At 63.9% G+C, this 20,508-nt stretch carries 18 protein-coding genes; 9 read left to right on the forward strand and 9 right to left on the reverse strand.

Annotated features, from left to right (window positions below; translation table 11 throughout):
* Positions 1–66 precede the first annotated feature (66 nt).
* Together nadD and GWQ44_RS21600 are read right to left on the reverse strand one after the other, a co-directional pair.
* Positions 67–711: a nicotinate-nucleotide adenylyltransferase gene (gene nadD / locus GWQ44_RS21595; RefSeq protein ID WP_016964519.1), complete on the reverse strand. Its 645-nt coding sequence runs from the start codon at positions 709–711 to the stop codon at positions 67–69.
* Complete coding sequence (locus GWQ44_RS21600) at positions 711–1,976, reverse strand: glutamate-5-semialdehyde dehydrogenase (RefSeq protein ID WP_016964520.1); 1,266 nt, start codon at positions 1,974–1,976, stop codon at positions 711–713. Before GWQ44_RS21600 ends, nadD begins: the two co-directional genes overlap by 1 nt.
* A gap of 175 nt (positions 1,977–2,151) precedes the next feature.
* On the opposite strand from GWQ44_RS21600, the gene GWQ44_RS21605 reads away from it, so the two are divergent.
* Both GWQ44_RS21605 and GWQ44_RS21610 read left to right on the forward strand, forming a co-directional pair.
* A complete protein-coding gene (locus GWQ44_RS21605) occupies positions 2,152–2,838 on the forward strand; it encodes a DNA-3-methyladenine glycosylase (RefSeq protein ID WP_047306232.1) in 687 nt (228 codons plus the stop codon).
* Positions 2,839–2,886: 48 nt separating this feature from the next.
* Entirely contained in the window at positions 2,887–4,203 is a 1,317-nt protein-coding gene (locus GWQ44_RS21610; RefSeq protein ID WP_275928245.1) for a bifunctional DedA family/phosphatase PAP2 family protein, read from the forward strand.
* Positions 4,204–4,245: 42 nt separating this feature from the next.
* Here GWQ44_RS21610 and GWQ44_RS21615 read toward each other — a convergent pair whose 3' ends face one another.
* Genes GWQ44_RS21615 through GWQ44_RS21625 form a run of 3 tightly spaced genes read right to left on the reverse strand, consistent with a single transcriptional unit; the run spans position 4,246 to position 5,922 of the window.
* Positions 4,246–4,836 (reverse strand): LON peptidase substrate-binding domain-containing protein, encoded by a 591-nt coding sequence (locus GWQ44_RS21615; protein ID WP_179599592.1) that lies wholly within the window; start codon positions 4,834–4,836, stop codon positions 4,246–4,248.
* A 10-nt stretch (positions 4,837–4,846) separates the two neighbouring features.
* A complete protein-coding gene (locus GWQ44_RS21620; protein ID WP_016966100.1) occupies positions 4,847–5,563 on the reverse strand; it encodes an LrgB family protein in 717 nt (238 codons plus the stop codon).
* On the reverse strand, positions 5,560–5,922 hold the full coding sequence (locus GWQ44_RS21625; RefSeq protein ID WP_092309633.1) for a CidA/LrgA family protein: 363 nt from the start codon (positions 5,920–5,922) through the stop codon (positions 5,560–5,562). Before GWQ44_RS21625 ends, GWQ44_RS21620 begins: the two co-directional genes overlap by 4 nt.
* A gap of 177 nt (positions 5,923–6,099) precedes the next feature.
* On the opposite strand from GWQ44_RS21625, the gene GWQ44_RS21630 reads away from it, so the two are divergent.
* The 3 genes from GWQ44_RS21630 (at position 6,100) to GWQ44_RS21640 (ending at position 9,048) form a co-directional block, all read left to right on the forward strand.
* Positions 6,100–6,555 carry a MaoC family dehydratase gene (locus tag GWQ44_RS21630; protein WP_016966098.1) on the forward strand — a complete coding sequence of 152 codons (456 nt, stop codon included), beginning with the start codon at positions 6,100–6,102 and terminating at the stop codon, positions 6,553–6,555.
* Positions 6,556–6,658: 103 nt separating this feature from the next.
* Positions 6,659–8,377: a C13 family peptidase gene (locus GWQ44_RS21635; RefSeq protein WP_275928246.1), complete on the forward strand. Its 1,719-nt coding sequence runs from the start codon at positions 6,659–6,661 to the stop codon at positions 8,375–8,377.
* Positions 8,378–8,406: 29 nt separating this feature from the next.
* Positions 8,407–9,048 (forward strand): oxidoreductase, encoded by a 642-nt coding sequence (locus tag GWQ44_RS21640; protein WP_042941631.1) that lies wholly within the window; start codon positions 8,407–8,409, stop codon positions 9,046–9,048.
* A gap of 60 nt (positions 9,049–9,108) precedes the next feature.
* Here GWQ44_RS21640 and GWQ44_RS21645 read toward each other — a convergent pair whose 3' ends face one another.
* From GWQ44_RS21645 to GWQ44_RS21660, 4 genes are all read right to left on the reverse strand, one after another.
* Complete coding sequence (locus GWQ44_RS21645; RefSeq protein ID WP_016966095.1) at positions 9,109–9,396, reverse strand: YceK/YidQ family lipoprotein; 288 nt, start codon at positions 9,394–9,396, stop codon at positions 9,109–9,111.
* Complete coding sequence (gene ubiX, locus GWQ44_RS21650) at positions 9,389–10,021, reverse strand: flavin prenyltransferase UbiX (protein ID WP_016966094.1); 633 nt, start codon at positions 10,019–10,021, stop codon at positions 9,389–9,391. The genes GWQ44_RS21645 and ubiX overlap by 8 nt, the downstream gene beginning before the upstream one ends.
* Complete coding sequence (mpl, locus tag GWQ44_RS21655) at positions 10,018–11,367, reverse strand: UDP-N-acetylmuramate:L-alanyl-gamma-D-glutamyl-meso-diaminopimelate ligase (protein WP_016966093.1); 1,350 nt, start codon at positions 11,365–11,367, stop codon at positions 10,018–10,020. Before mpl ends, ubiX begins: the two co-directional genes overlap by 4 nt.
* A 137-nt stretch (positions 11,368–11,504) precedes the next feature.
* A complete protein-coding gene (locus GWQ44_RS21660) occupies positions 11,505–13,424 on the reverse strand; it encodes a sigma-54-dependent Fis family transcriptional regulator (RefSeq protein ID WP_275928247.1) in 1,920 nt (639 codons plus the stop codon).
* A gap of 375 nt (positions 13,425–13,799) precedes the next feature.
* Here GWQ44_RS21660 and GWQ44_RS21665 point away from each other — a divergent pair, with 375 nt between their 5' ends.
* From GWQ44_RS21665 to GWQ44_RS21680, 4 genes are all read left to right on the forward strand, one after another.
* Positions 13,800–15,320, forward strand: coding sequence for an aldehyde dehydrogenase family protein (locus tag GWQ44_RS21665; RefSeq protein ID WP_016966091.1), 1,521 nt, complete (start codon positions 13,800–13,802; stop codon positions 15,318–15,320).
* Between the two features lie 177 nt (positions 15,321–15,497).
* Complete coding sequence (eutH, locus tag GWQ44_RS21670; RefSeq protein WP_275928248.1) at positions 15,498–16,778, forward strand: ethanolamine utilization protein EutH; 1,281 nt, start codon at positions 15,498–15,500, stop codon at positions 16,776–16,778.
* A 25-nt stretch (positions 16,779–16,803) separates the two neighbouring features.
* Positions 16,804–18,240, forward strand: a complete 1,437-nt coding sequence (locus tag GWQ44_RS21675) for an ethanolamine ammonia-lyase reactivating factor EutA (RefSeq protein ID WP_047306245.1) — start codon at positions 16,804–16,806, stop codon at positions 18,238–18,240.
* A 30-nt stretch (positions 18,241–18,270) separates the two neighbouring features.
* Complete coding sequence (locus GWQ44_RS21680; RefSeq protein ID WP_275928249.1) at positions 18,271–20,466, forward strand: ethanolamine ammonia-lyase; 2,196 nt, start codon at positions 18,271–18,273, stop codon at positions 20,464–20,466.
* The last annotated feature ends 42 nt before the right edge of the window (positions 20,467–20,508 follow it).

Raw genomic sequence — 20,508 nt, forward strand, 5'->3', positions numbered from 1 at the left:
AGTCATATAAAACTCGTTCAGCTCGTATGTTTGGAGCGCCGCTCAGCACAGGCCGGCAGCGTTCCTTCAGTTCGGCGCACGGTAAAGTCCGTGAGCATCGATATAGGCCAGGACCGCGTCAGGCACCAGGAAACGTACCGACTTACCGCTGGCCAGCAGTTGACGGATCTGGGTGGCGGACACCGCAAGCGGCGTCTGCCAGACGAATGCAATGTGTCCCCCCGGCCCTTGCAGGGCCAGTGGGTCGCTCACCGAGCGCGCCGCCAACAGGTTGCGCAAGGCATCCGGCGGCTCGCTGTCGGCATCCGGGCGTTGCAGCACCAGGATGTGGCAATGCTGGAGAAGTTCTTCCCAACGATGCCAGGTGGGCAGGCCGCAAAACGCGTCCCAGCCCAGTAACAGAAACAACTGGTCATCCGCGGCCAACTCGGCCCGCATCTGTTCCAGGGTGTCGATGGTGTAGGACGGTTTGTCCCGCTTCAACTCGCGGTCGTCCACCACCAGGGGGGAAACGCCCGCCACCGCACATTCGACCATCGCCAGACGATCGAGCGCCGACACCTGCGGTGTATCCCGATGCGGCGGCCTGGCACTGGGGGTCAGGCGCAGCTCATCGAGTTGCAGGGATTCCGCCACCTCCAGCGCGCCACGCAAGTGGCCGATATGCACTGGATCGAAGGTGCCGCCCAGCAGACCGATACGTTTGCCCATCAAGTGCGCACGTGACCGTCGCCGAAGACTACGTATTTCTCGCTGGTCAGGCCTTCCAGGCCCACCGGGCCACGGGCGTGCAGCTTGTCGGTGGAGATACCGATCTCCGCGCCCAGGCCGTATTCAAAGCCGTCGGCAAACCGTGTCGAGGCGTTGACCATGACCGAACTGGAGTCCACTTCGTTGAGGAAGCGCCGGGCATCACTGAAGTTTTCGGTGACGATCGAGTCGGTATGGTGCGAGCCATAGGTGTTGATGTGCTCGATGGCCTGATCCAGGTTGTCCAGCACGCGGATCGAAAGGATCGGCGCGGTGTACTCGGTGCGCCAGTCTTCTTCGGTGGCTTGCAGCACATCAGCCCCGAGGATGGCGCGGGTTTGCTCGCAGCCGCGCAGTTCGACGCCCTTGTCGCGATAGATTGCGGCCAGCGGCGGCAATACACGCTCGGCAATGGCGGCATGAACCAGCAGCGTTTCCATGGTGTTGCACGGGGCGTAGCGCTGGGTCTTGGCGTTGTCGGCAATGCGGATCGCCTTGTCCAGGTCCGCCGCCACATCGATATACACGTGGCAAACGCCGTCCAGATGCTTGATCACCGGCACCTTGGCGTCACGGCTGACTCGCTCGATCAGGCTCTTGCCGCCACGAGGCACAATTACGTCGACAAACTCGGGCATGGTGATCAGCGCGCCCACAGCAGCGCGATCAGTGGTTTCCACCACTTGCACCACGTGAGGCGGCAGATCGGCAGCCGCCAGGCCCTGCTGAATGCAGGTGGCAATGGCACGGTTGGAATGAATGGCCTCGGAACCACCCCGCAGGATGGTGGCATTGCCCGACTTCAGGCACAGGCTGGCAGCATCGATGGTCACGTTCGGACGGGACTCATAAATAATGCCGATCACTCCCAGAGGCACGCGCATCTTGCCCACCTGGATGCCCGAAGGCAGGTAGCGCATGTCGCGGATTTCACCGATGGGGTCAGGCAGCTTAGCCACCTGACGCAGGCCTTCGATCATCTCGTCGATACGTACGGGGGTCAGCGCCAGACGATCCAGCAGAGCCGGTTCCAGACCATTGGCCCGGCCGTTGGCCAGGTCCTGCTCGTTGGCTGCGGTCAGCTCCGGTCGCGCCGCGTCCAACGCATCGGCAGCCGCCAGCAGCGCACGATTCTTCTGCGCGGTGGTGGCACGGGCGATCACCCGGGAAGCTTGGCGGGCAGCGCGACCCAAACGGGTCATGTAGTCAAGAACGGACTCAGTCATGGTCTGGTGTGGTCTTGGCAAAGAGGAAAGCGGCTGATTATAGCTGTCGCGCCCGTTCACGGACAGCGGTCACGGGCGGATGGTCGAAATGGAGTGTAAATACTCGTGCTTCAGCCTGAATTAAGCCTGGAGTTGTTACCATTGCGTCACTTTTTTCGCCATCACCCTCGCCGCCATGTCCATCCCAACCTCCGCGCAGCCGCCCAAAGCCTTGCCTGACGGCTTTTTCGACCGTGACGCACAATTGCTCGCCCGTGAACTACTGGGCAAGGTCATCCGCCACAAGGTCGGCGAACTCTGGTTATCCGCGCGCATTATTGAAACCGAAGCCTATTACTGCGAGGAAAAAGGCAGCCACGCCTCCCTCGGCTACACAGAAAAACGTAAGGCTTTGTTTCTGGATGGCGGCCACATCTATATGTACTACGCCCGCGGCGGCGACTCGCTGAACTTCAGCGCCCAGGGTCCCGGCAACGCGGTGCTGATCAAGTCCGGCTACCCCTGGCTCGATCCGCTCTCCGGCCCCGCCAGCCTGGCGCAGATGCAACTGAACAACCCGGACGCCAGCGGTCACCCGCGCCCAGCGCAAAAGCTCTGCGCCGGCCAGACCCTGCTGTGCAAGGCCATGGGCCTCAAAGTCCCGAATTGGGATGCAAAACGTTTCGATCATGAAGCGCTGTTCGTCGAGGACGTCGGCAACACTGTGCCACGCATCATCCAGACCACGCGCCTGGGCATTCCCCACGGCCGTGACGAACACCTGATGTACCGTTTCGTCGATGCCGCCTTCGCCCCCTACTGCACTCGGAACCCGCTGCGACGCGGTCAGGTCGAAGGGCGCGACTACCTGATCCTCGGCTGAAGCAACGCTATCCGCTGCTCCGCCGCCAACCACAATGGAGTTGAATTTATGGGCCCATGGCTCGACAGCGTGACTGCCTGGCTGACCACCCACCCGCAATGGCTGGCCGCCGCCGTGTTTATCGTGGCCTGCGTGGAATGCCTGGCCATTGCCGGCCTGATCGTCCCGGGCACGGTGCTGCTGTTCGCGATTGCCGTGCTGGCCGGCAACGGCGCGCTGTCGCTGGGGGAAACCCTGCTGCTGGGCCTGTTTGGCGGCCTGCTCGGGGACCTGGTGTCCTACCTGCTGGGGCGCCACTTTCATCAGAGCATCCGCCGCCTGCCGGGCCTGCGCCAGCATCCGGAATGGATCAACGGCGCCGAGAACTACTTCCAGCGCTACGGCATCGCCAGTCTGTTGGTGGGGCGTTTCATCGGCCCTCTGCGCCCCATGCTGCCCATGGTAGCGGGCATGTTCGACATGCCCTTCCCGCGTTTCATGGCCGTCAGCCTGCTGGCCGCGGCGGGCTGGTCGGTGGCTTACCTGCTGCCGGGCTGGGCCACCGGTGCGGCGATCCGCCTGCCGCTGCCCGAGGGTTTCTGGCCACAAGCCGGTGTCGTCGCCGGCAGCCTGGCGCTGTTGATCGGTTTGAGCATCACCAGCAGCCTGCGCCGCCACCGCCGGGCGACCCTGCTGATGTCCGGCACCAGCCTGCTGATCCTGGCTGGACTGTTCATCGGCTATCCCTATCTCACGGCATTCGACCAGGGGTTGATCGCTCTGGTGCAGGAACACCGGGACCCGACCCTGGACAAGATCATGGTGATGATCACTCAGGTCGGCGAGTTTCGCGCCATGTTCATCACCAGCGTGGTGCTGACCCTGCTGCTTCTGGCCCTGCGGCAATGGCGCCACGCGGTATTCGCCGGGGCGACCCTGATGTGCACCGCCCTGGCCAATACCGGCAGCAAATGGTTTTTCGCCCGCCTGCGGCCTGAAGTCCTGAGCGACCCGCTCACCAGCTACAGCATGCCCAGCGGCCACGCCTCGGGTTCCTTTGCGCTGTTCCTGACCCTGGCGGTATTGGCCGGACGCGGCCAGCCGCCCAGGATGCGCCTGACCTGGCTACTGCTGGGTTGCCTGCCGGCGGCCTCGATTGCCGTGTCGCGGGTGTACCTGGGGGCTCACTGGCCCAGCGACATCCTCGCCGGCGCGATGCTCGCGACCTGCGTCTGCGCCGCCAGCCTGACCCTGATTCAATGGCAGGCTCCGCTCAAGCCGATGCCGGCCCGGGCCTGGTGGATAGTGCTGCCGGTGATGCTGCTGATGTGCGGTTTCATGGCCACCCGACACCTGCCCCATGCCCTGTTGCGCTACGCCTATTAATGAATCCGGGCCCCAGCTGCAGCGGCCGGTGCAGGTGCCGGCTCAGGCGAACAGTTCGCCCTGCAGCTCGTCCAGCAATTGCTGGATGGCATCCAGGCGCTGGCGCGGGTCATCCAGTTGCAGCAGGTCGATCTTGTCCTGCTCGGAGAAGGGCAGCAGGTAGGCCAGTTGATTGGCCAGGGACAATTGCCCCTCGGCCTCGCTGCCCATGTCCAGAGCCTCCACCATCGGATGCTCGGCCAAGGCCTTGAGCAGGGCGATCAGGTCGGCGTCCTCGTCTTGCAGCGGCTGCTCGCTGGCTTCTTGCAGCCACTGGACCTGGGCCACGGTCAATTGGTCCCTCTGCACCTCACTGCTGAGCACGCGAAAACGCCGGCCGCCCTTGACCCTGATGCCCAGCAATCCATTGTCCTGCTGGTGAAAATCGGTGATCAGCGCCTCACAGCCCACCAGGGCATAGCCGGGCGCTGCTGGGCCGACCTCCTCGCCCTCAAGGATGCACACCACGCCGAAACCGCAGCCCTGCTTCATGCAGCGGCCGATCATGTCCAGGTAGCGCGCCTCGAAAATCTGCAGATCGAGGATGCAGTCGGGGAACAACACGGTATTCAGCGGAAACAGCGCCAGGCTCATACACCCATCCTTAAACCAGCAAAGACACCGCCAACGGCAGCAACACCGCCGTGGCCACGCCCATCAGACTCATCGCCAGCGCCGCAAAGGCGCCGCATTCCTCACTTTCCTGCAACGCCACCGAAGTGCCCACGGCGTGGGCGGTCATGCCCAGCGCCATGCCCCGCGCCTCGGGACCATGCACCCCCAGACGATCGAGAATGGCCGGGCCGAAGATCGCCCCGATCACCCCGGTGATCAGCACGAACACCGCCGCCAACGCCGCCACCCCGCCGATCTGTTCGGCCACCAGCATGGCGATGGGCGAAGTCACCGACTTGGGCGCCATGGTCATCAAGATCATGTGCTCGGCGCCAAACCACCCTGCCAGGATCACCCCCAGACTGGTGGCCAGCACCCCACCCACCACCAGCGTAGTGAAGATTGGCCAGAACAATTGGCGAATGCGCCGCAGATTGAGATACAGCGGCACCGCCAGGGCCACCGTGGCCGGGCCCAGCAGAATGCTCAGGATCTCGGTGCTCTTGCGGTACTCCGCGTAGCTCAGGCCGCAGCCGAGCAACACACCGATTACCAGCAGCATGGACACCAGCACCGGCTGCAGGAACATCCAGCGAGTCTTCTCGAAAGCCGCCAGCACCAGTTGATAGGCCCCCAGGGTGATGCCGATGCCGAACAGGGGATGATGAATCACGGCCGCCCAGGCACCTTGCCAATCGAGGGTCATTGGCTGTCCTCCCGGCGGGCCTGGCGCTTGACCAGGCGCTGCATCAGCACGCCGACAAAGGCCATGGAAATGATCAGCGACAACACCAGCGCGCCACTGATGGCCCAGAAGTCCGCGGCGATATCCCGGGCATAGACCATCACGCCCACCGCAGGCGGCACCAGCAGCAGCGGCAGGTAACGCAACAGGCTGCTGGCCGCCTGGCTCAACGGCTCCCCCACCTCACCGCGCAGCACCAGGAAAACCAGGAGCAGCAACAAGCCGATGATGGGGCCGGGCAGCACGGGCAACAGCAGGTGATTGAGCGCCGTGCCGAGCAATTGGAACAGCACCAGCCATGTCAAACCGCGTAACAACATACCGCCTCTCCAGCCAGATCCCGTCGCGCATTATAAGCACGCAGGCGCTATGAACCGGCATTCGCCAAAAGCATGGATGTTTACCGGGAAGGATCGCCATGATGATCTAAAGTGGATGTTTCGGAGCGCAAAGTACTGCGTCCAATACTAAAAAACGTTGATCCAAGGAGAGTCTCAATGCCCTATGTTCCTGTTGCAGAGCTCAAAGATTATGTCGGGAAGGAACTCGGACGCTCCCAGTGGTTCACCATCGACCAGGAGCGCATCAACCTGTTTGCCGAAGCCACCGGCGACTTCCAGTTCATTCACGTCGATCCGGTCAAGGCGGCAAAAACCCCGTTTGGCACCACCATCGCCCACGGCTTCCTGACCCTATCGCTGATCCCCAAACTGATGGAAGACATTCTCGTGCTGCCCGAAGGGCTGAAGATGGTGGTCAACTATGGCCTGGACAGCGTGCGCTTCATCCAGCCGGTGAAAGTCGACTCCAAGGTAAGGCTCAAGGTCGAACTGACCGAGGTCACCGAGAAGAAACCCGGCCAATGGCTGCTCAAGGCCACCGCCACCCTGGAGATCGACGGCGAGGAAAAACCCGCCTACATCGCCGAGCCCCTGTCGCTCTGTTTCGTCTGAAACCTTGCCGATGCGAAACAGCTCACGCTGTTTCGCTCAACCTCTCTATATATAAGTCACACCGCTGCGGCATACTCGGTCCCCTAATTATCCGGAACCCGTTATGCGCCCACTTGTACCCCTGGTCTTGACCCTTTTGCTCAGCGCTTGCGGAGACGGCGAATCGCTGTTGCCGCCCGATGCCCGACTGCCCGACGGCGGGCGCTATCGCGGTGACCTGGTCAATGGCCTGCTCCAGGGACAGGGACGCATCGACTACCCCAACGGCAGCTGGTACGCCGGCCAGTTCGACAAGGGCCAATGGCACGGCCAGGGGGAATGGCACGGCAGCAATGGCGAGGTCTATCGCGGCCAGTTCCAGCAGGGCCTGTTCCATGGCCAAGGCACCCTGACCACCAAGGACAGCAGTTACAGCGGCGGCTTCAAGCTCGGCCGCCGGGACGGCGAAGGCACCCTTAAAGAAAACGGCATGACCTATCGCGGCGAGTTCAAGGCCGACCTGTACTCGGGCCTGGGCCGCCTGGAGCTGGAAGACGGCAGCCAGTATCAGGGACAGTTCGCCAAGGGCAAGCCCAACGGCGAGGGCCAGCGCAGCGATGGCAACGGCAACCAGTTCACCGGCCACTTCGTCAACGGCCAGCTGGAAGGCAACGGCACCTTCAACAGCGCCGAAGGCGACATCTATGTCGGCGGCTTCAAACACAACCAGCTCAATGGCAAGGGTCGTTACGAAAACTCCGACGGCGACGTGTGGATCGGTCAATTCAAGGAAGGCGCCCTGGGCGGCAAGGGCGAGTTGATCGGTGCCGACGGCAGCCACTACATCGGCGGCTTCAGCGACTGGCGCTTCAGCGGCGAGGGACGCCTCAACCTCAGTGACGGCAGCTTCTACATTGGCGGCTTCGACAGCGACAACTATCAAGGCCGTGGCGTGCTGGTACTGCGCGATGGCAGCGTACAAAGCGGCGTGTGGAACAACGGCCTGCGAGTTCGCGACGCCGACGGCAAGCTCTTGCCCGACCCACTGGAAAGCGCCCTGCTGGTCCAGGGCCACTTGCTGCAGGAAGCCCTGGACGGGGTGCCCCCCTCCACCCCAGGCATCAAGCTCTACAGCCTGACCCTGGCCGGCGACGGCAAGCAGAGCGTGTTCCTGCGTGAAGCCGACTACGTCAGCAACATGCTCGCCAGTCGCTTCGGCGCCTTTGGCCAGATCCGCCTGGTGAACCACCGCGACCACCTGACGAGCCGGCCGATGGCCACCCGGGAAAACCTGCGCCGCGCCGCCCAGACCCTGGCCGAACGCAGCAGCCCCGACGACCTGGTGTTCATCTACCTCACCAGCCACGGCACCAGCGAGCACGAACTGGTGCTGGATCAACCACGCCTGGAACTGGCCGACCTGCCCGCCGATGAGCTGGCCAGCGTCCTGGCCCCATTGAAAAATCGCGACAAAATCATCGTCATCTCGTCCTGCTATTCCGGCGGTTTCATCCCTGCCCTGAAGGATGAGCGGACCCTGATCATGACCGCCTCCCAAGCTGACCGAGTCTCCTTCGGCTGCTCGGAAGAAGCCGACTTCACCTACTTCGGCGACGCCCTGTTCGCCCAGGCACTGAACCAGACGGACGATCTGGAGCACGCCTTCAAGCTGGCCAGGGCCACCGTCGCCGAACGCGAACAGGCAGATGGCTTCGAGGCCTCGGAACCACAGATCTGGGCCCCCAAGGGGGTCATTGCCCACTGGCAACAACTGCGTAAACAGCAGGCACGAAAAGCGCTGCAAAGTGTCTCTATAGGCAACAAGGAAGCCCAGAGCAACTAAGCTGGAACCGTATCAAGGGGGGAATGACCATGTATTTGACGCCTCAGCACATCCTGCTCGCCGGCGCCTCGGGCCTGACCGGAGAGCAACTGCTCGATCGCCTGCTCAACGAACCCACCGTGGTCCGCGTCCTGGCGCCCAGCAGACGCCCACTCAGCGAACACCCACGCCTGGAGAACCCCGTTGGCGATCCGGCGGTGTTCCTGCCGCAATTGAGCGGCAAGGTGGAAATCGCCTTTTGCTGCCTGGGCACCACCATCAAGCAGGCAGGCTCCGAAGCGGCCTTTCGCGCCGTGGACCTGGATCTGGTGGTGGCGTTCGGCAAGCGCGCCCGGGAGCTGGGGGCACGCCACCTGATAGTGGTCAGTGCACTGGGCGCCGACCCCAAGTCATCGATCTTCTACAACCGGGTCAAAGGTGAAATGGAAGAGGCCCTGAAACAGCAGGGCTGGCCACAACTGACCATTTGCCGGCCGTCATTGCTGCTGGGGGATCGTATCGAGCCGCGCCTGGGCGAGCAGCTGGCCGGGCCGCTGTCTCGACTGATCCCTGGAAAATACCGCGGCATCGAAGCCTGCCAACTGGCCCGGGCAATGTGGCGCCTGGCGCTTGAAGAGCAGAGCGGCACGCGGGTCGTCGAGTCCGACGAACTGCGCAAGCTGGGTAAATGAATCGTTCGCCGGCAAGCCGCTCCTGCGCGTACCTGTAGGAGCCGGCTTGCCGGCGAAGCACTACAACCCGCCCGTCGCCTGAAACCCCACCCCCAATACCGTCAGCACCGACAGCGGCAGCAACAGGGTATCGAGCAATGCGCTGGCCGGCAGATCCACCCCGGGATAGCTCGGGGCCTCGGCGCCAAAGCGGTCCATGGCGCAGCAACCACCCTGCATCGCATACAGGTCCAGACGCGTCCCCGAATACACCACCGGCGCACCCGGTTGCGCGGCATTCAAGGTCCGCACCGTGGCGCAGCCCGCCAGTTGCAGGACAGCCAGCAGTATCAACAGGGATTTATTCATCGCTGCTCAAATGATGCTCGCCCCAGCGCGGCAACATGTCCTGAGGAATGTTCAGCAGATTGAGAATCCGCGCCACCACGAAATCCACCAGGTCATCGATGGTCTGCGGCTGATGATAGAAGCCCGGCGACGCTGGCAGGATGGTCACCCCCATGTTGGACAGCTTGAGCATGTGCTCCAGATGAATGCTGGAGTACGGTGCCTCGCGGGGCACCAGGATCAACTGCCGGCGCTCCTTGAGGGTGACATCCGCCGCACGTTCGATCAGGTTGTTGCAGGCACCGGTGGCAATCGCCGACAAGGTGCCGGTGGAACAGGGCACCACCACCATCGCCGCCGGCGAGCCGGAGCCCGAGGCCACCGGCGACATCCAGTCTTCCTTGCCGTAAACCCGGATCTGCCCCGCCGCCGCACCGGTGTATTCGGTGAGGAAAGCCTGCATCAACTGCGGCTTGGGTGGCAGGCTGACATCGGTTTCCGTGGCCATGACCAGTTGCGCGGCCTTGGAGATCAGAAAGTGCACTTCCCGATCCTCACGCACCAGGCAATCGAGCAAGCGCAAGCCGTACTGGGCGCCAGAGGCGCCGGTCATGGCCAGGGTGATGCGTTCCGGACCGTTGCTCATTGCAGTGCCTCGGCCAGTTTGCCGTGCAGCCCGCCGAAGCCGCCGTTACTCATGATCACCACCTGGGTGCCGGGTTTGGCCTGGCTCTTCACCCGTTCGATGATGCCCTCCAGGGAATCACTGACAATCGACGGCACCGAACACAGGGCCGCCGTGGCCGCCAGGTCCCAGCCCAGGTTGGCCGGTGCGTACCAGATCACCTGATCGGCCTGACTGACGCTTTCCGGCAGACCATCACGGTGCGCACCGAGCTTCATGGAATTGGAGCGCGGCTCAATGATGGCGATCACCGGGGCATCGCCGACCCGCTTGCGCAGGCCATCCAGGGTGGTGGCAATGGCCGTCGGGTGGTGGGCGAAGTCGTCATAGATGGTCACGCCATGCACTTGCGCGACCTTCTCCATGCGCCGCTTCACGCTCTTGAACGCACTCAGGCCGGCAATCCCCATGGACGGCACCACGCCGACATGACGCGCGGCGGCCAGGGTTGCCAGGGCATTGGCCACGTTGTGCTGGCCGGTCAGTTCCCACTCCACCACGCCCTGGCTCACGCCTTCGAACATCACCTCAAAGGCTGAACCGTCGGCGCTGAGCAACTTGACCTGCCACTGGCCGCCGGCACCGGTGGTCTGCACCGGGGTCCAGCAGCCCATCTCGATCACCCGCTGCAACGCCGGCTCGGTGGTGGGATGAATCACCAGGCCTTCGCTGGGAATGGTCCGCACCAGATGATGGAACTGCCGCTCGATGGCCGCCAGATCCGGGAAAATGTCCGCATGATCGAACTCAAGGTTATTGAGGATCGCGGTGCGCGGGCGGTAATGGACGAACTTCGAGCGTTTGTCGAAGAAGGCGCTGTCGTATTCATCGGCCTCGATCACGAAGAACGGCGTACCGCCCAAGCGCGCCGACACCGCGAAGTTCTGCGGCACGCCGCCGATCAGGAAGCCCGGGCTCATGCCGGCATGCTCCAGCACCCAGGCCAGCATGCTGCTGGTGGTGGTCTTGCCGTGGGTGCCGGCCACTGCCAATACCCAGCGCCCCTGCAGCACATGGTCCGCCAGCCATTGCGGGCCGGACACATAGGGCAGGCCCTTGTTCAGTACATATTCCACGGCCGGATTGCCCCGGGACATGGCATTGCCGATCACCACCAGATCCGGCGCCGGGTCCAGTTGCGCAGGATCATAGCCTTGAGTCAGTTCGATGCCCTGGGCCTGCAACTGGGTGCTCATCGGCGGATAGACGTTGGCGTCGGAGCCCGTTACGCGATGGCCCAGCTCTTTGGCCAGAACCGCCATCGACCCCATGAATGTGCCGCAGATACCGAGAATATGGATGTGCATAGTCGACCTCGAAAAACATCGGCGCAGGTTAGCCTAGAGGGCTGCAAATCGCACCCATTAGCTGAACGGGAGGTTGCCCGCCCTCGCCGGCGCCGGCACCAGTCGCGCAACCCGGTCCCAGCGACCACAGGCCGGGCTTAGCGCGCGATACCGTGCTTGCGCAGCTTTCTATAAAGAGTGTTGCGGCTGACCCCCAGTTGCTCGGCGGTGTGGGTCATGTGCCAGCGCTGCTGCTCCAGGGCTGCCAGCAACGCCACCCGCTCGGCATCGTCCAGGGGCCGCTCCTGCACCTCGGCAATCGATTCGCTGATCGGTGCCGGGCGACTGTGGCGGATCAACGGCGGCAGGTCCTCCAGAGCAATGCGACCGTTCTCGCACAAGGCCGCCAGGGTCCGCAGCACGTTGCGCAGCTGGCGCACGTTGCCTGGCCATGAATAGCTCAGCAAGGCCTGACGCGCGCCCTCGTCCAGCACCACGGGCTGCTCGCCCGCCTCTTCGGCCAGGAGAAAGTCCAGCAACCGGGATTTGTCGCTGCGATCGCGCAAGGCCGGCAAGGCGATCTCCAGGCCATTGAGCCGGTAATACAGGTCCTCGCGAAAACTGCCATCACGCACCCGCTCCAGCAGGTCTCGGTGAGTGGCACTGATGATGCGCACGTTGACGGCCTGCGGCTCACCGCCAATCGGCACCACCAGCCGATCCTCCAGCACCCGCAGCAAGCGGGTCTGCAAGGCCAAGGGCATATCGCCGATTTCATCGAGGAACAGGGTGCCGCCATCGGCCTGTTGCAACTTGCCGCGCATGCCTTCCTTGCGCGCCCCGGTAAAACTGCCACCGCGATAACCGAACAATTCGCTTTCGATCAGGCTTTCCGGGATCGCCGCGCAGTTGAGTGCGACAAACGCCTTGTCCGCCCGGGCGCTGCCCTGGTGCACCGCCTTGGCAAACGCTTCCTTGCCGGAGCCGGTCTCGCCATTGATCAGCAGCGGCACATCGCGCTCGAAGACTCGCGAAGCCCGGCGAAAATCGTTCTGCAGGCCGTCATCCCCCAGGCAGATGCCTGCCGGGCGCGGCGGCGCAATGACCACCGGCGAGCGCAGCACCGGCGCCGAAGCCGGCTGCGGCTGGCCGCGCAACAAGGCGAACAGGCGCCGTCCATCCCGAGTGCGCAAAGGCCAACTGGCGCTGGCATTGATGCTGGCGCGGCTAAACAACTCATCCAGGGAGCAATCGAAAAAGCTCTCTACCGGCTTGCCCAGCAAACCGCCACGAATGTGCCCCAACAAGTTCAGGGCACTCTGGTTCACCGCACAGATCCGCCCTTCGCCGTCGAACGCCAGCAAGCCCTCGCTGAACAACCCCACCGACTCCGCCTGCAGATGAAAGCGCAGCAGCCACTGGTTCTCGAAATAACGCAGGAAATAGCAGCTCTCGATCATCTTCGCCGAGAGGTTGACCAGCGCCATGGTATGGAACTGGCTCTGGCGGGAAACATCCTGGCGCGCCGAGGACACATCCAGCACCGCCAGCAACTCGCCATGGGGATCGAACACCGGGCTCGCCGAACAGGTCAGGCCGGTGTGCCGGCCGCGAAAATGCTCGTCCTGGTGAATGGTCAGCGACTGGCGCTCCACCAGGCAGGTGCCGATGCCATTGGTGCCCTCACGCGCCTCGCTCCAGTCGGCGCCGAGCCAGAGGCCCGCGCGCTCGAAGATCTTGCGCTCGCTGGGGGCGGTGATGCAGTTGAGGATCACCCCCCGGGCATCGGTCAACAGCACCGCATGCCCGGCGCCGGACAATTGCTGATGCAGGTTGGTCATCTCGGTTCCGGCAATCTGCAGCACATCCTGCAATCGCTCGCGGCTCTCCAGCAGACGCCCGTGCTCCAGCACCGTGGGCGCCATGGCCTGGGCCGGATCCAGATGATAGTCCTCAAGACAACGCAGCCAGGAACGGGCGATGGAAGGATCGCTGCCCGGGCCCTGCAGATGGGCCTTGCCCTGGGCCACGGTGAGCACCTGCTGGGCATGCCGGCTCAAGTGATTACTACTGTGCATTTCTTATTATTCTCCTGCTGCGCTGACACGCTCAGACGAAATACCGTCGCCACTGCCGGGCTGCAATCGACTACGAAGGAGGAATGCTCATCAGATTTGTCCGACAAGATTCGACACGCGAACCAGCATCCTCCAGCCGCTGCTCCATTGCAATGCCAGCCTGACCCACAGGTCACAGGTTGTGCCAATAACGTTACAAACTGTCACTTGCCCCTGTACCGGATCCGTCACAACACCGTGCCGGCGCCTGATCGAAACATCCGCAAACCCTTGATGCACATAGCTCCCACCACGCTGGCCCGACCTTTGCTCTACGCTTTACATGCGCAAAAGCGCGTCCTCCCCCATAAGCATAAAAGCCAGGAGATACCCACCATGCGTTACGCACACCCCGGTACTGAAGGCGCTATCGTTTCGTTCAAGAGCAAGTACGGCAACTACATCAACGGCGAATTCGTCGCGCCGGTCAAAGGCCAGTACTTCACCAACACTTCGCCGGTCAATGGCCAGCCGATTGCCGAATTCCCCCGCTCCACCGCCGAAGACATCGACAAGGCGCTGGACGCCGCCCATGCCGCCGCCGACGCCTGGGGCGCCACCTCGGTGCAGGCCCGCTCGCTGATCCTGCTGAAGATCGCCGACCGCATCGAACAGAACCTGGAACTGCTGGCCATTACCGAAACCTGGGACAACGGCAAGGCCGTGCGCGAAACCCTCAACGCCGACATTCCCCTGGCCGCCGACCACTTCCGCTACTTCGCCGGTTGCCTGCGGGCCCAGGAAGGCAGCGCCGCGGAAATCGACGGCAACACCGTGGCCTACCACATCCATGAACCCCTGGGCGTGGTCGGGCAGATCATCCCGTGGAACTTCCCGATCCTGATGGCCGCCTGGAAACTCGCCCCGGCCCTGGCCGCCGGCAACTGCGTGGTGCTCAAGCCCGCCGAGCAGACCCCGCTGGGCATCACCGTGCTGATGGAAGTGATCGGCGACCTGCTGCCGCCAGGCGTGCTCAACGTGGTGCAAGGTTTCGGCCGCGAAGCCGGCGAGGCCCTGGCCACCAGCAAGCGCATCGCCAAGATCGCCTTCACCGGCTCGACCCCGGTGGGCTCGCACATCATGAAATGCGCCGCCGAGAACATCATTCCGTCCACCGTGGAACTGGGCGGCAAGTCGCCGAACATCTTCTTCGAAGACATCATGCAGGCCGAGCCGAAGTTCATCGAAAAGGCCGCCGAAGGCCTGGTGCTGGCGTTCTTCAACCAGGGTGAAGTCTGCACCTGCCCGTCCCGCGCCCTGGTGCAAGAGTCGATCTACGACGAATTCATGCAAGTGGTGATGAAGAAGATCGAACAGATCAAGCGCGGCGACCCGCTGGACACCGACACCATGGTCGGCGCCCAGGCCTCCGAGCAGCAGTTCGACAAGATCCTTTCCTACCTCGACATCGCCAAGAACGAAGGCGCGCAGCTGCTCACCGGCGGCAAGGTGGAGAAACTCGAAGGCGACTTGTCCAGCGGTTACTACATCCAGCCGACCCTGCTCAAGGGCACCAACAAGATGCGCGTGTTCCAGGAAGAAATCTTCGGCCCGGTGGTCAGTGTCACCACCTTCAAGGACGAAGCCGAAGCCCTGGCGATTGCCAACGACACCGAGTTCGGCCTGGGTGCCGGGGTCTGGACTCGCGACATCAACCGCGCCTATCGCATGGGCCGCGGGATCAAGGCCGGCCGCGTCTGGACCAACTGCTACCACCTGTACCCGGCCCACGCCGCGTTCGGTGGCTACAAGAAGTCCGGCGTTGGCCGTGAAACCCACAAGATGATGCTCGACCACTATCAGCAGACCAAGAACCTGCTGGTCAGCTACGACATCAACCCACTGGGCTTCTTCTGATCGATCCTCCCGGCGACCCAGGTCGCCGGGAGGCCTTTTCGCGGCCCCGCCGCGCCCGTTCACCTGCTCTGATCCGGTGCCGAAGGCTGGCCGGACGGGACACTGCTGTCGGAAGTTCTGCGCCAAACCAGTCGTGCACAGACCCTGCTTGAAAAACAATAACAAGGGACAAACGCAATGGATCAGATCGGCAACTACGTGCTCTACCTCATCATGCTCTGCGCCGTACTCGGCGCCTTCGCCGCCATCTACGACAGCGAGCGAGGCCTGGGCAAAGAATTCATGGAAGGCATCCATGCCACCGGCTACATCTTCGTGCCGGCCGCGGGGATCATGGCTTCCATTCCCTACCTGACCGTGGTCATCGAAACCGTCTTCGGACCGTTCTTCAATTCCCTGGGCGCCGACCCGGCCCTGGCGGCGACCATGATCATCGCCTCGGACATGGGCGGCTATCAGCTGGCCTCGGCCCTGGCCGCGAGCAAGGAAGCCCTGGTGATGGCCTTGATCACCGGTTTCATGGGCGGCGCCACCATCGTCTTCTCGATCCCCATGGGCCTGGCGATGCTCGACAAGCGCGACCACAAGTACATGGCCCTGGGGATCATGTCCGGCATCCTCACCATCCCCGTCGGGGTGATGATCGCCAGCCTGATCCTGGCCTTCAGCAACCCGGTGGTACGCGAACTGGTAAGCACCAACGGTGAAGCCAGCTACCAACTGGCCCTGGGCCTGGGCAGCATCTTCGCCAACCTGCTGCCGATCCTGATCTTCGTCGTCGCCCTGGCCCTGGGCCTGCGCTTTTTGCCGGACATGATGATCAAGGGCTTCATCATCTTCGGCCGGGCCATGGACGCAGCGATCAAGCTGGTGCTGGTGTTCTCCATTGTCGAGTACTTCACCGGGGCCTTCTCCGCGGTGTTCGGCAGTTGGGGCTTCCACCCGATCATCGCCGACGCCCAGGACCAGACCCGCGCCCTGGAAACCGCCGGCTACATCGGCATCATGCTGGCCGGCGCCTTCCCCATGGTCTACCTGCTGCGCAAGTACCTGGGCAAGCCTCTGGAAAACCTCGGCGGCAAGATCGGCCTCAGCGCCGTGGGCAGCGCCGGCATGCTGGCGACCATCGCCAACATCCTCGCCATGTTCCGCCTGGTGCGCCTCATGCCGCCCAAGGACAAGGTGGTGAACATCGCCTTCGGCGTCTGCGCCGCCTTCCTCCTGGGGGACCACCTGTCGTTCACCGCCAACTTCCAGCCGACCATCATCCTGCCGGTGCTGATCGGCAAGATCAGCGCCGGTTTCGTCGCCGTCGGCCTGGCCTACTGGCTGTCGGTGCCCAAGGCGCTGCAACTGGAAGCCCAGGATCGGGCGGCGGGGATCATCGCCCCGGGCGAGTACCTGGGCGGCACCGCGCTGGACACCCCGGAACCTGCGGGCCAGAAGGCCACCGCCTGACTCCGGCGCGGCGAGGAACGCCTGCATGCAAGCCATCACGGGCGGCACATCGGTATTGCTGCTGGGGCTGGACTTCGGCTCCACCACCAGCAGCGCGCTGATTGCCCAGGCCAGCCTGAGCAGCCATTGCGTCACCGGACGCATGGCCCTCAACGAGCCCCGGGTACTGTTTCGCGGCGAGCCGGTGTTTACCCCGTTCAAGGACCGGATCATCGATGAAGCGGCCATCCAGGGCCTGATCCAATGCTGGCTTGAGCAAGCCGGCGTGCGCCCGGAACAGCTGTTTTCCGCCGGTGTGATCATTACCGGCCTGGCGGCGCGGCGGCACAACGCCCAGGCCCTGACACGCCGGCTGGAGCAACTGATCGGTAACGTGCTGATCTCCCGCGCCGACGATGGCGGGCTGGAGTCCTGGCTGGCGTTCATGGGCAGTTGTTCGACCCTGAGCCGCTTTTATCCACAACAACCGCTGCTCAACCTGGATATCGGCGGCGGCACCACCAATGCCGCCTGGGGCCAGGACGGCAATGTGCTGGCCAGCGGCTGTCATTTCATCGGAGCCCGGCACTTGCAGTTCGAGCCGGGCAGTTATCGCCTCAGCGGCGTCTCGGAGTTCGGTCAGGCACTGCTCGATCACCTGGCAATCCACAAGAGCTCCGGACAAGTCCTCGACCGTGCGGAGCTGGACGCAGTGATCGACTGGTACGTCGACGCCCTGGTCGCCATTGCCGAAGGTGATCGCTCGTTCTTTGCCAGCCAGCTGGGCCAGTTGACCGAGCAACTGCCGCTGATCCTCCCCGAGCACAAGGCCGCCCCGGCCCTGACTTTTTCCGGTGGCGTGGGCGAACTGCTCTATCGCCACCTGCAAGGCGAACCCATGCCGGGCACCACCCATTACGGCGACCTGGGCATCGACCTGGCCCTGGCGATTGCCCGTCACCCGCGGCTGGTGCGCGACGCCGGTCGTCTGCTGCCGGAAAACCGCGGCCGGGCCACGGTCTACGGCCTGACCCTGCACAACACCGAAATCTCCGGCAGCACCCTGTTTCTGCCACAGCCCGAGGTGCTGCCCCTCAAGGACCTGCCCATCGTCGCCCGGCTGCCCATGGATGCCACCGAGCAGCAACTGGACGACGCACTGGCCCTGGCACTGAGCAGTCGCGACGGCGCTTGCCTGCAACTGCTCGACAACGGTCAGGCGCCACGACTGGAAGACATCCGACAGTTGGGCGCACGCCTGGCCCGCGCCCTGGAGCAGGCACGACCCACCCCGCAGTGGCCACTGGTACTGCTGCTGGAAAGCAACGTCGGCAAGGTCCTGGGCAACTACGCCACGGATTGGGGGCGCAGTTCTTGCAACCTGATCGTCATCGATGAAGTGCGCGAGCGTTCGGCGCACTTCATCAATCTGGGAACCCCCCATCGGCACATCGTGCCCGTCGCCTTTTACGGCGTGCACTAGATGCCGATGCCGGCCAAGGAGCCTCTTGCCATGTCACTCACCGCACTGCAGCACATCCGCCTTCCCGCCGTCCCGGCCGAGCGTGGCTACAGCACCCGGGTGCTGGATCGCGAGATCGCCTTCAGCAGCCTCAAGGCGGTGCTCGGCGCCGCCGACATCAGCAAGGCCGGCGACCGGGTGGCGGGGCTGGCCGCCGCGGATGAGATCACCCGCGAAGCGGCGCGCAAGGTGCTCTCGGAGCTGACCCTGGGGCACTATTTCGAGCATCCGCTGACCGACCGCCACGGGCGCATCGACAGCGTCATGCAAGTCAACTACGACATCGACCACAGCGTCTTTGGCGAGATCGCCGACCTGACCCTGGGCGCCCTGAAAGATCGCCTGCTGCGCAGCCATGGCACTGAAATACGCCGCCTCGGCACGGCCCTGACCGGGGTCATGGCGGCGGCCCTGGCCAAGCTGCTGGACGTGCATGAACTGATCCTGCTGTCGAAAAAGCTCAAGAGCGGCGCCGCGGCCAAGGCCCGGACCCTGGTGGGCCTGCCCGGTACTCTGTCGTCGCGGCTGCAGCCCAACCATCCCACCGACAACCTCAGCGGCATTACCCTGCTGGTCTACACCGGGCTGAGCATGGGCTCGGGGGACGCGTTGATCGGCCTCAACCCGGCCATCGACACCGTGGACAACATCAGTGCCACCCTGCACCACCTGGATAAATTGCGTAGGGAAACCGGAGCGCCGACGCAGATCTGCGTGCTGTCCCACATCAAGACCCAACTGGCCTGCCTCGACCAGGGCGCGCCAGTGGAGATCATGTTCCAGAGCCTGGCCGGTACCGAACGCACCCTGACCGACGAGTTCGACGTCACCGTGCAACTGCTGGACCAGGCCTGGCAGACCATGGCCGAGCGCGGCCCGCTGCGCGATGTGGCGGAAAACTTCATGTACTTCGAGACCGGCCAGGGCAGCGAGCTGACCTACGGCAAGCACGAAGGCATCGACATGACCACCTGCGAAGCCCTGTGCTACGGGCTGGCCCGGCGCTATCGGCCGTACATGGTAAACAACGTCACCGGTTTCATCGGCCCGGAAACCCACCTCGACAACTTCGAGATGACCTATTCCTGCCTGCAGGACCAGTTCATGGGCAAGCTGCTGGGGCTGCCCATGGGCATGGCGCCCTGCTACACCCTGCATTCCCAGGTGACCCTGGAAGGCCAGCAGATGGCCACCGAATTGCTGACCGCCGCCGGCGCCAACTTCTTCATGGACGTGTACCTGAGCACCGACCGCATGCTCGCCTACTTCGACACCAGCGCCCACGACAACCAGACCCTGCGCGAAGTCCATGACCTGGCGCCGGCCCCGGAATACCTGCGCTGGGCCCTGGGCAAGGGGATTTTCCAGGAGGACGCCCACGGCAACGTGGAACGCGGGCCGAACTGGGGCAACCCGAGGATCTTCTGCAAGTCGGACATCGACTTCCAGCGCCTGCTGGAATCCACCCCGGCAGCCTACGGCTTCGACAACGCCGGACCGCGCCCGGCCAACAGCGTCTCGCGCACCGTGCGGGCCAACCTGGCGGTGGCCCGGGAAGCGATCTACGTCGACCTGCGCCCCAGCGAAATCGGCGCCATTGCCCTGCGCGAGCTGCGCACCGCGGCCCCGGACAAGCTGGCCCACCTGCAAGACCCGGAACTGGGCGCGCGGCTGACCGAGGAAGTGCTGCGGCGCCTGCAACCGGAGTACAACGACGTGCAGATCGTGATTTCCGACGGCCTTAGCGCCGAAGCCATCCACCACAACATTCCCGAGCTGCTGCCGGTGCTGATGGATGGCCTGCAGAGTCGCGAGCTGCGCATCGGCCAGCCGATCCTCGCGCCCTATGGCCGGGTCAAGCTGGCGGAGTCGGTGGGCGAAGCCCTGCAACCACAACTGATCATCGTGCTGATCGGCGAGCGTCCCGGCGGTGATGCCCTGGCCTCGCGCAGCATGTCCGCCTACCTGGGCTACCGCTTGCCGGACGACCAGGCCCGCCACGCCGCCGCGCAGTTCAGCGGCAACCCGGACATTCGCTACGAATACACGGTGATCTCGAACATCTACAGCGGTGGCCTGCCACCGCTGGAAGGCGGCAGTCTGGTGGCGGAAAAGGCCTTTGCCATCCTCCAGCACCGGGCTGCCGGCAACCGCCTGGAAAACCTGCTGAAGAAGGTGGCATCCTGATGATCCGCCAGCACTCGGCAACGCCCCTATATCGTTGAAACG

Origin of the sequence: Pseudomonas sp. 3MA1 (assembly GCF_029237275.1) — a bacterium.
Lineage (GTDB): Bacteria > Pseudomonadota > Gammaproteobacteria > Pseudomonadales > Pseudomonadaceae > Aquipseudomonas > Aquipseudomonas fluorescens_AP.

Excerpts from the sequence above, each read along its gene's own strand:
- GWQ44_RS21635 (WP_275928246.1), top strand. The coding sequence starts at position 6,659 with ATGCGCCCACTTGTACCCCTGGTCTTGACCCTTTTGCTCAGCGCTTGC.
- GWQ44_RS21625 (WP_092309633.1), bottom strand. The coding sequence starts at position 5,922 with ATGTTGTTACGCGGTTTGACATGGCTGGTGCTGTTCCAATTGCTCGGC.
- GWQ44_RS21660 (WP_275928247.1), bottom strand. The coding sequence starts at position 13,424 with ATGCACAGTAGTAATCACTTGAGCCGGCATGCCCAGCAGGTGCTCACC.
- GWQ44_RS21600 (WP_016964520.1), bottom strand. The coding sequence starts at position 1,976 with ATGACTGAGTCCGTTCTTGACTACATGACCCGTTTGGGTCGCGCTGCC.
- GWQ44_RS21675 (WP_047306245.1), top strand. The coding sequence starts at position 16,804 with ATGCAAGCCATCACGGGCGGCACATCGGTATTGCTGCTGGGGCTGGAC.
- GWQ44_RS21665 (WP_016966091.1), top strand. The coding sequence starts at position 13,800 with ATGCGTTACGCACACCCCGGTACTGAAGGCGCTATCGTTTCGTTCAAG.
- GWQ44_RS21645 (WP_016966095.1), bottom strand. The coding sequence starts at position 9,396 with ATGAATAAATCCCTGTTGATACTGCTGGCTGTCCTGCAACTGGCGGGC.
- GWQ44_RS21605 (WP_047306232.1), top strand. The coding sequence starts at position 2,152 with ATGTCCATCCCAACCTCCGCGCAGCCGCCCAAAGCCTTGCCTGACGGC.
- GWQ44_RS21610 (WP_275928245.1), top strand. The coding sequence starts at position 2,887 with ATGGGCCCATGGCTCGACAGCGTGACTGCCTGGCTGACCACCCACCCG.
- mpl (WP_016966093.1), bottom strand. The coding sequence starts at position 11,367 with ATGCACATCCATATTCTCGGTATCTGCGGCACATTCATGGGGTCGATG.
- ubiX (WP_016966094.1), bottom strand. The coding sequence starts at position 10,021 with ATGAGCAACGGTCCGGAACGCATCACCCTGGCCATGACCGGCGCCTCT.
- GWQ44_RS21630 (WP_016966098.1), top strand. The coding sequence starts at position 6,100 with ATGCCCTATGTTCCTGTTGCAGAGCTCAAAGATTATGTCGGGAAGGAA.
- GWQ44_RS21640 (WP_042941631.1), top strand. The coding sequence starts at position 8,407 with ATGTATTTGACGCCTCAGCACATCCTGCTCGCCGGCGCCTCGGGCCTG.
- GWQ44_RS21680 (WP_275928249.1), top strand. The coding sequence starts at position 18,271 with ATGTCACTCACCGCACTGCAGCACATCCGCCTTCCCGCCGTCCCGGCC.
- eutH (WP_275928248.1), top strand. The coding sequence starts at position 15,498 with ATGGATCAGATCGGCAACTACGTGCTCTACCTCATCATGCTCTGCGCC.
- GWQ44_RS21620 (WP_016966100.1), bottom strand. The coding sequence starts at position 5,563 with ATGACCCTCGATTGGCAAGGTGCCTGGGCGGCCGTGATTCATCATCCC.
- GWQ44_RS21615 (WP_179599592.1), bottom strand. The coding sequence starts at position 4,836 with ATGAGCCTGGCGCTGTTTCCGCTGAATACCGTGTTGTTCCCCGACTGC.
- nadD (WP_016964519.1), bottom strand. The coding sequence starts at position 711 with ATGGGCAAACGTATCGGTCTGCTGGGCGGCACCTTCGATCCAGTGCAT.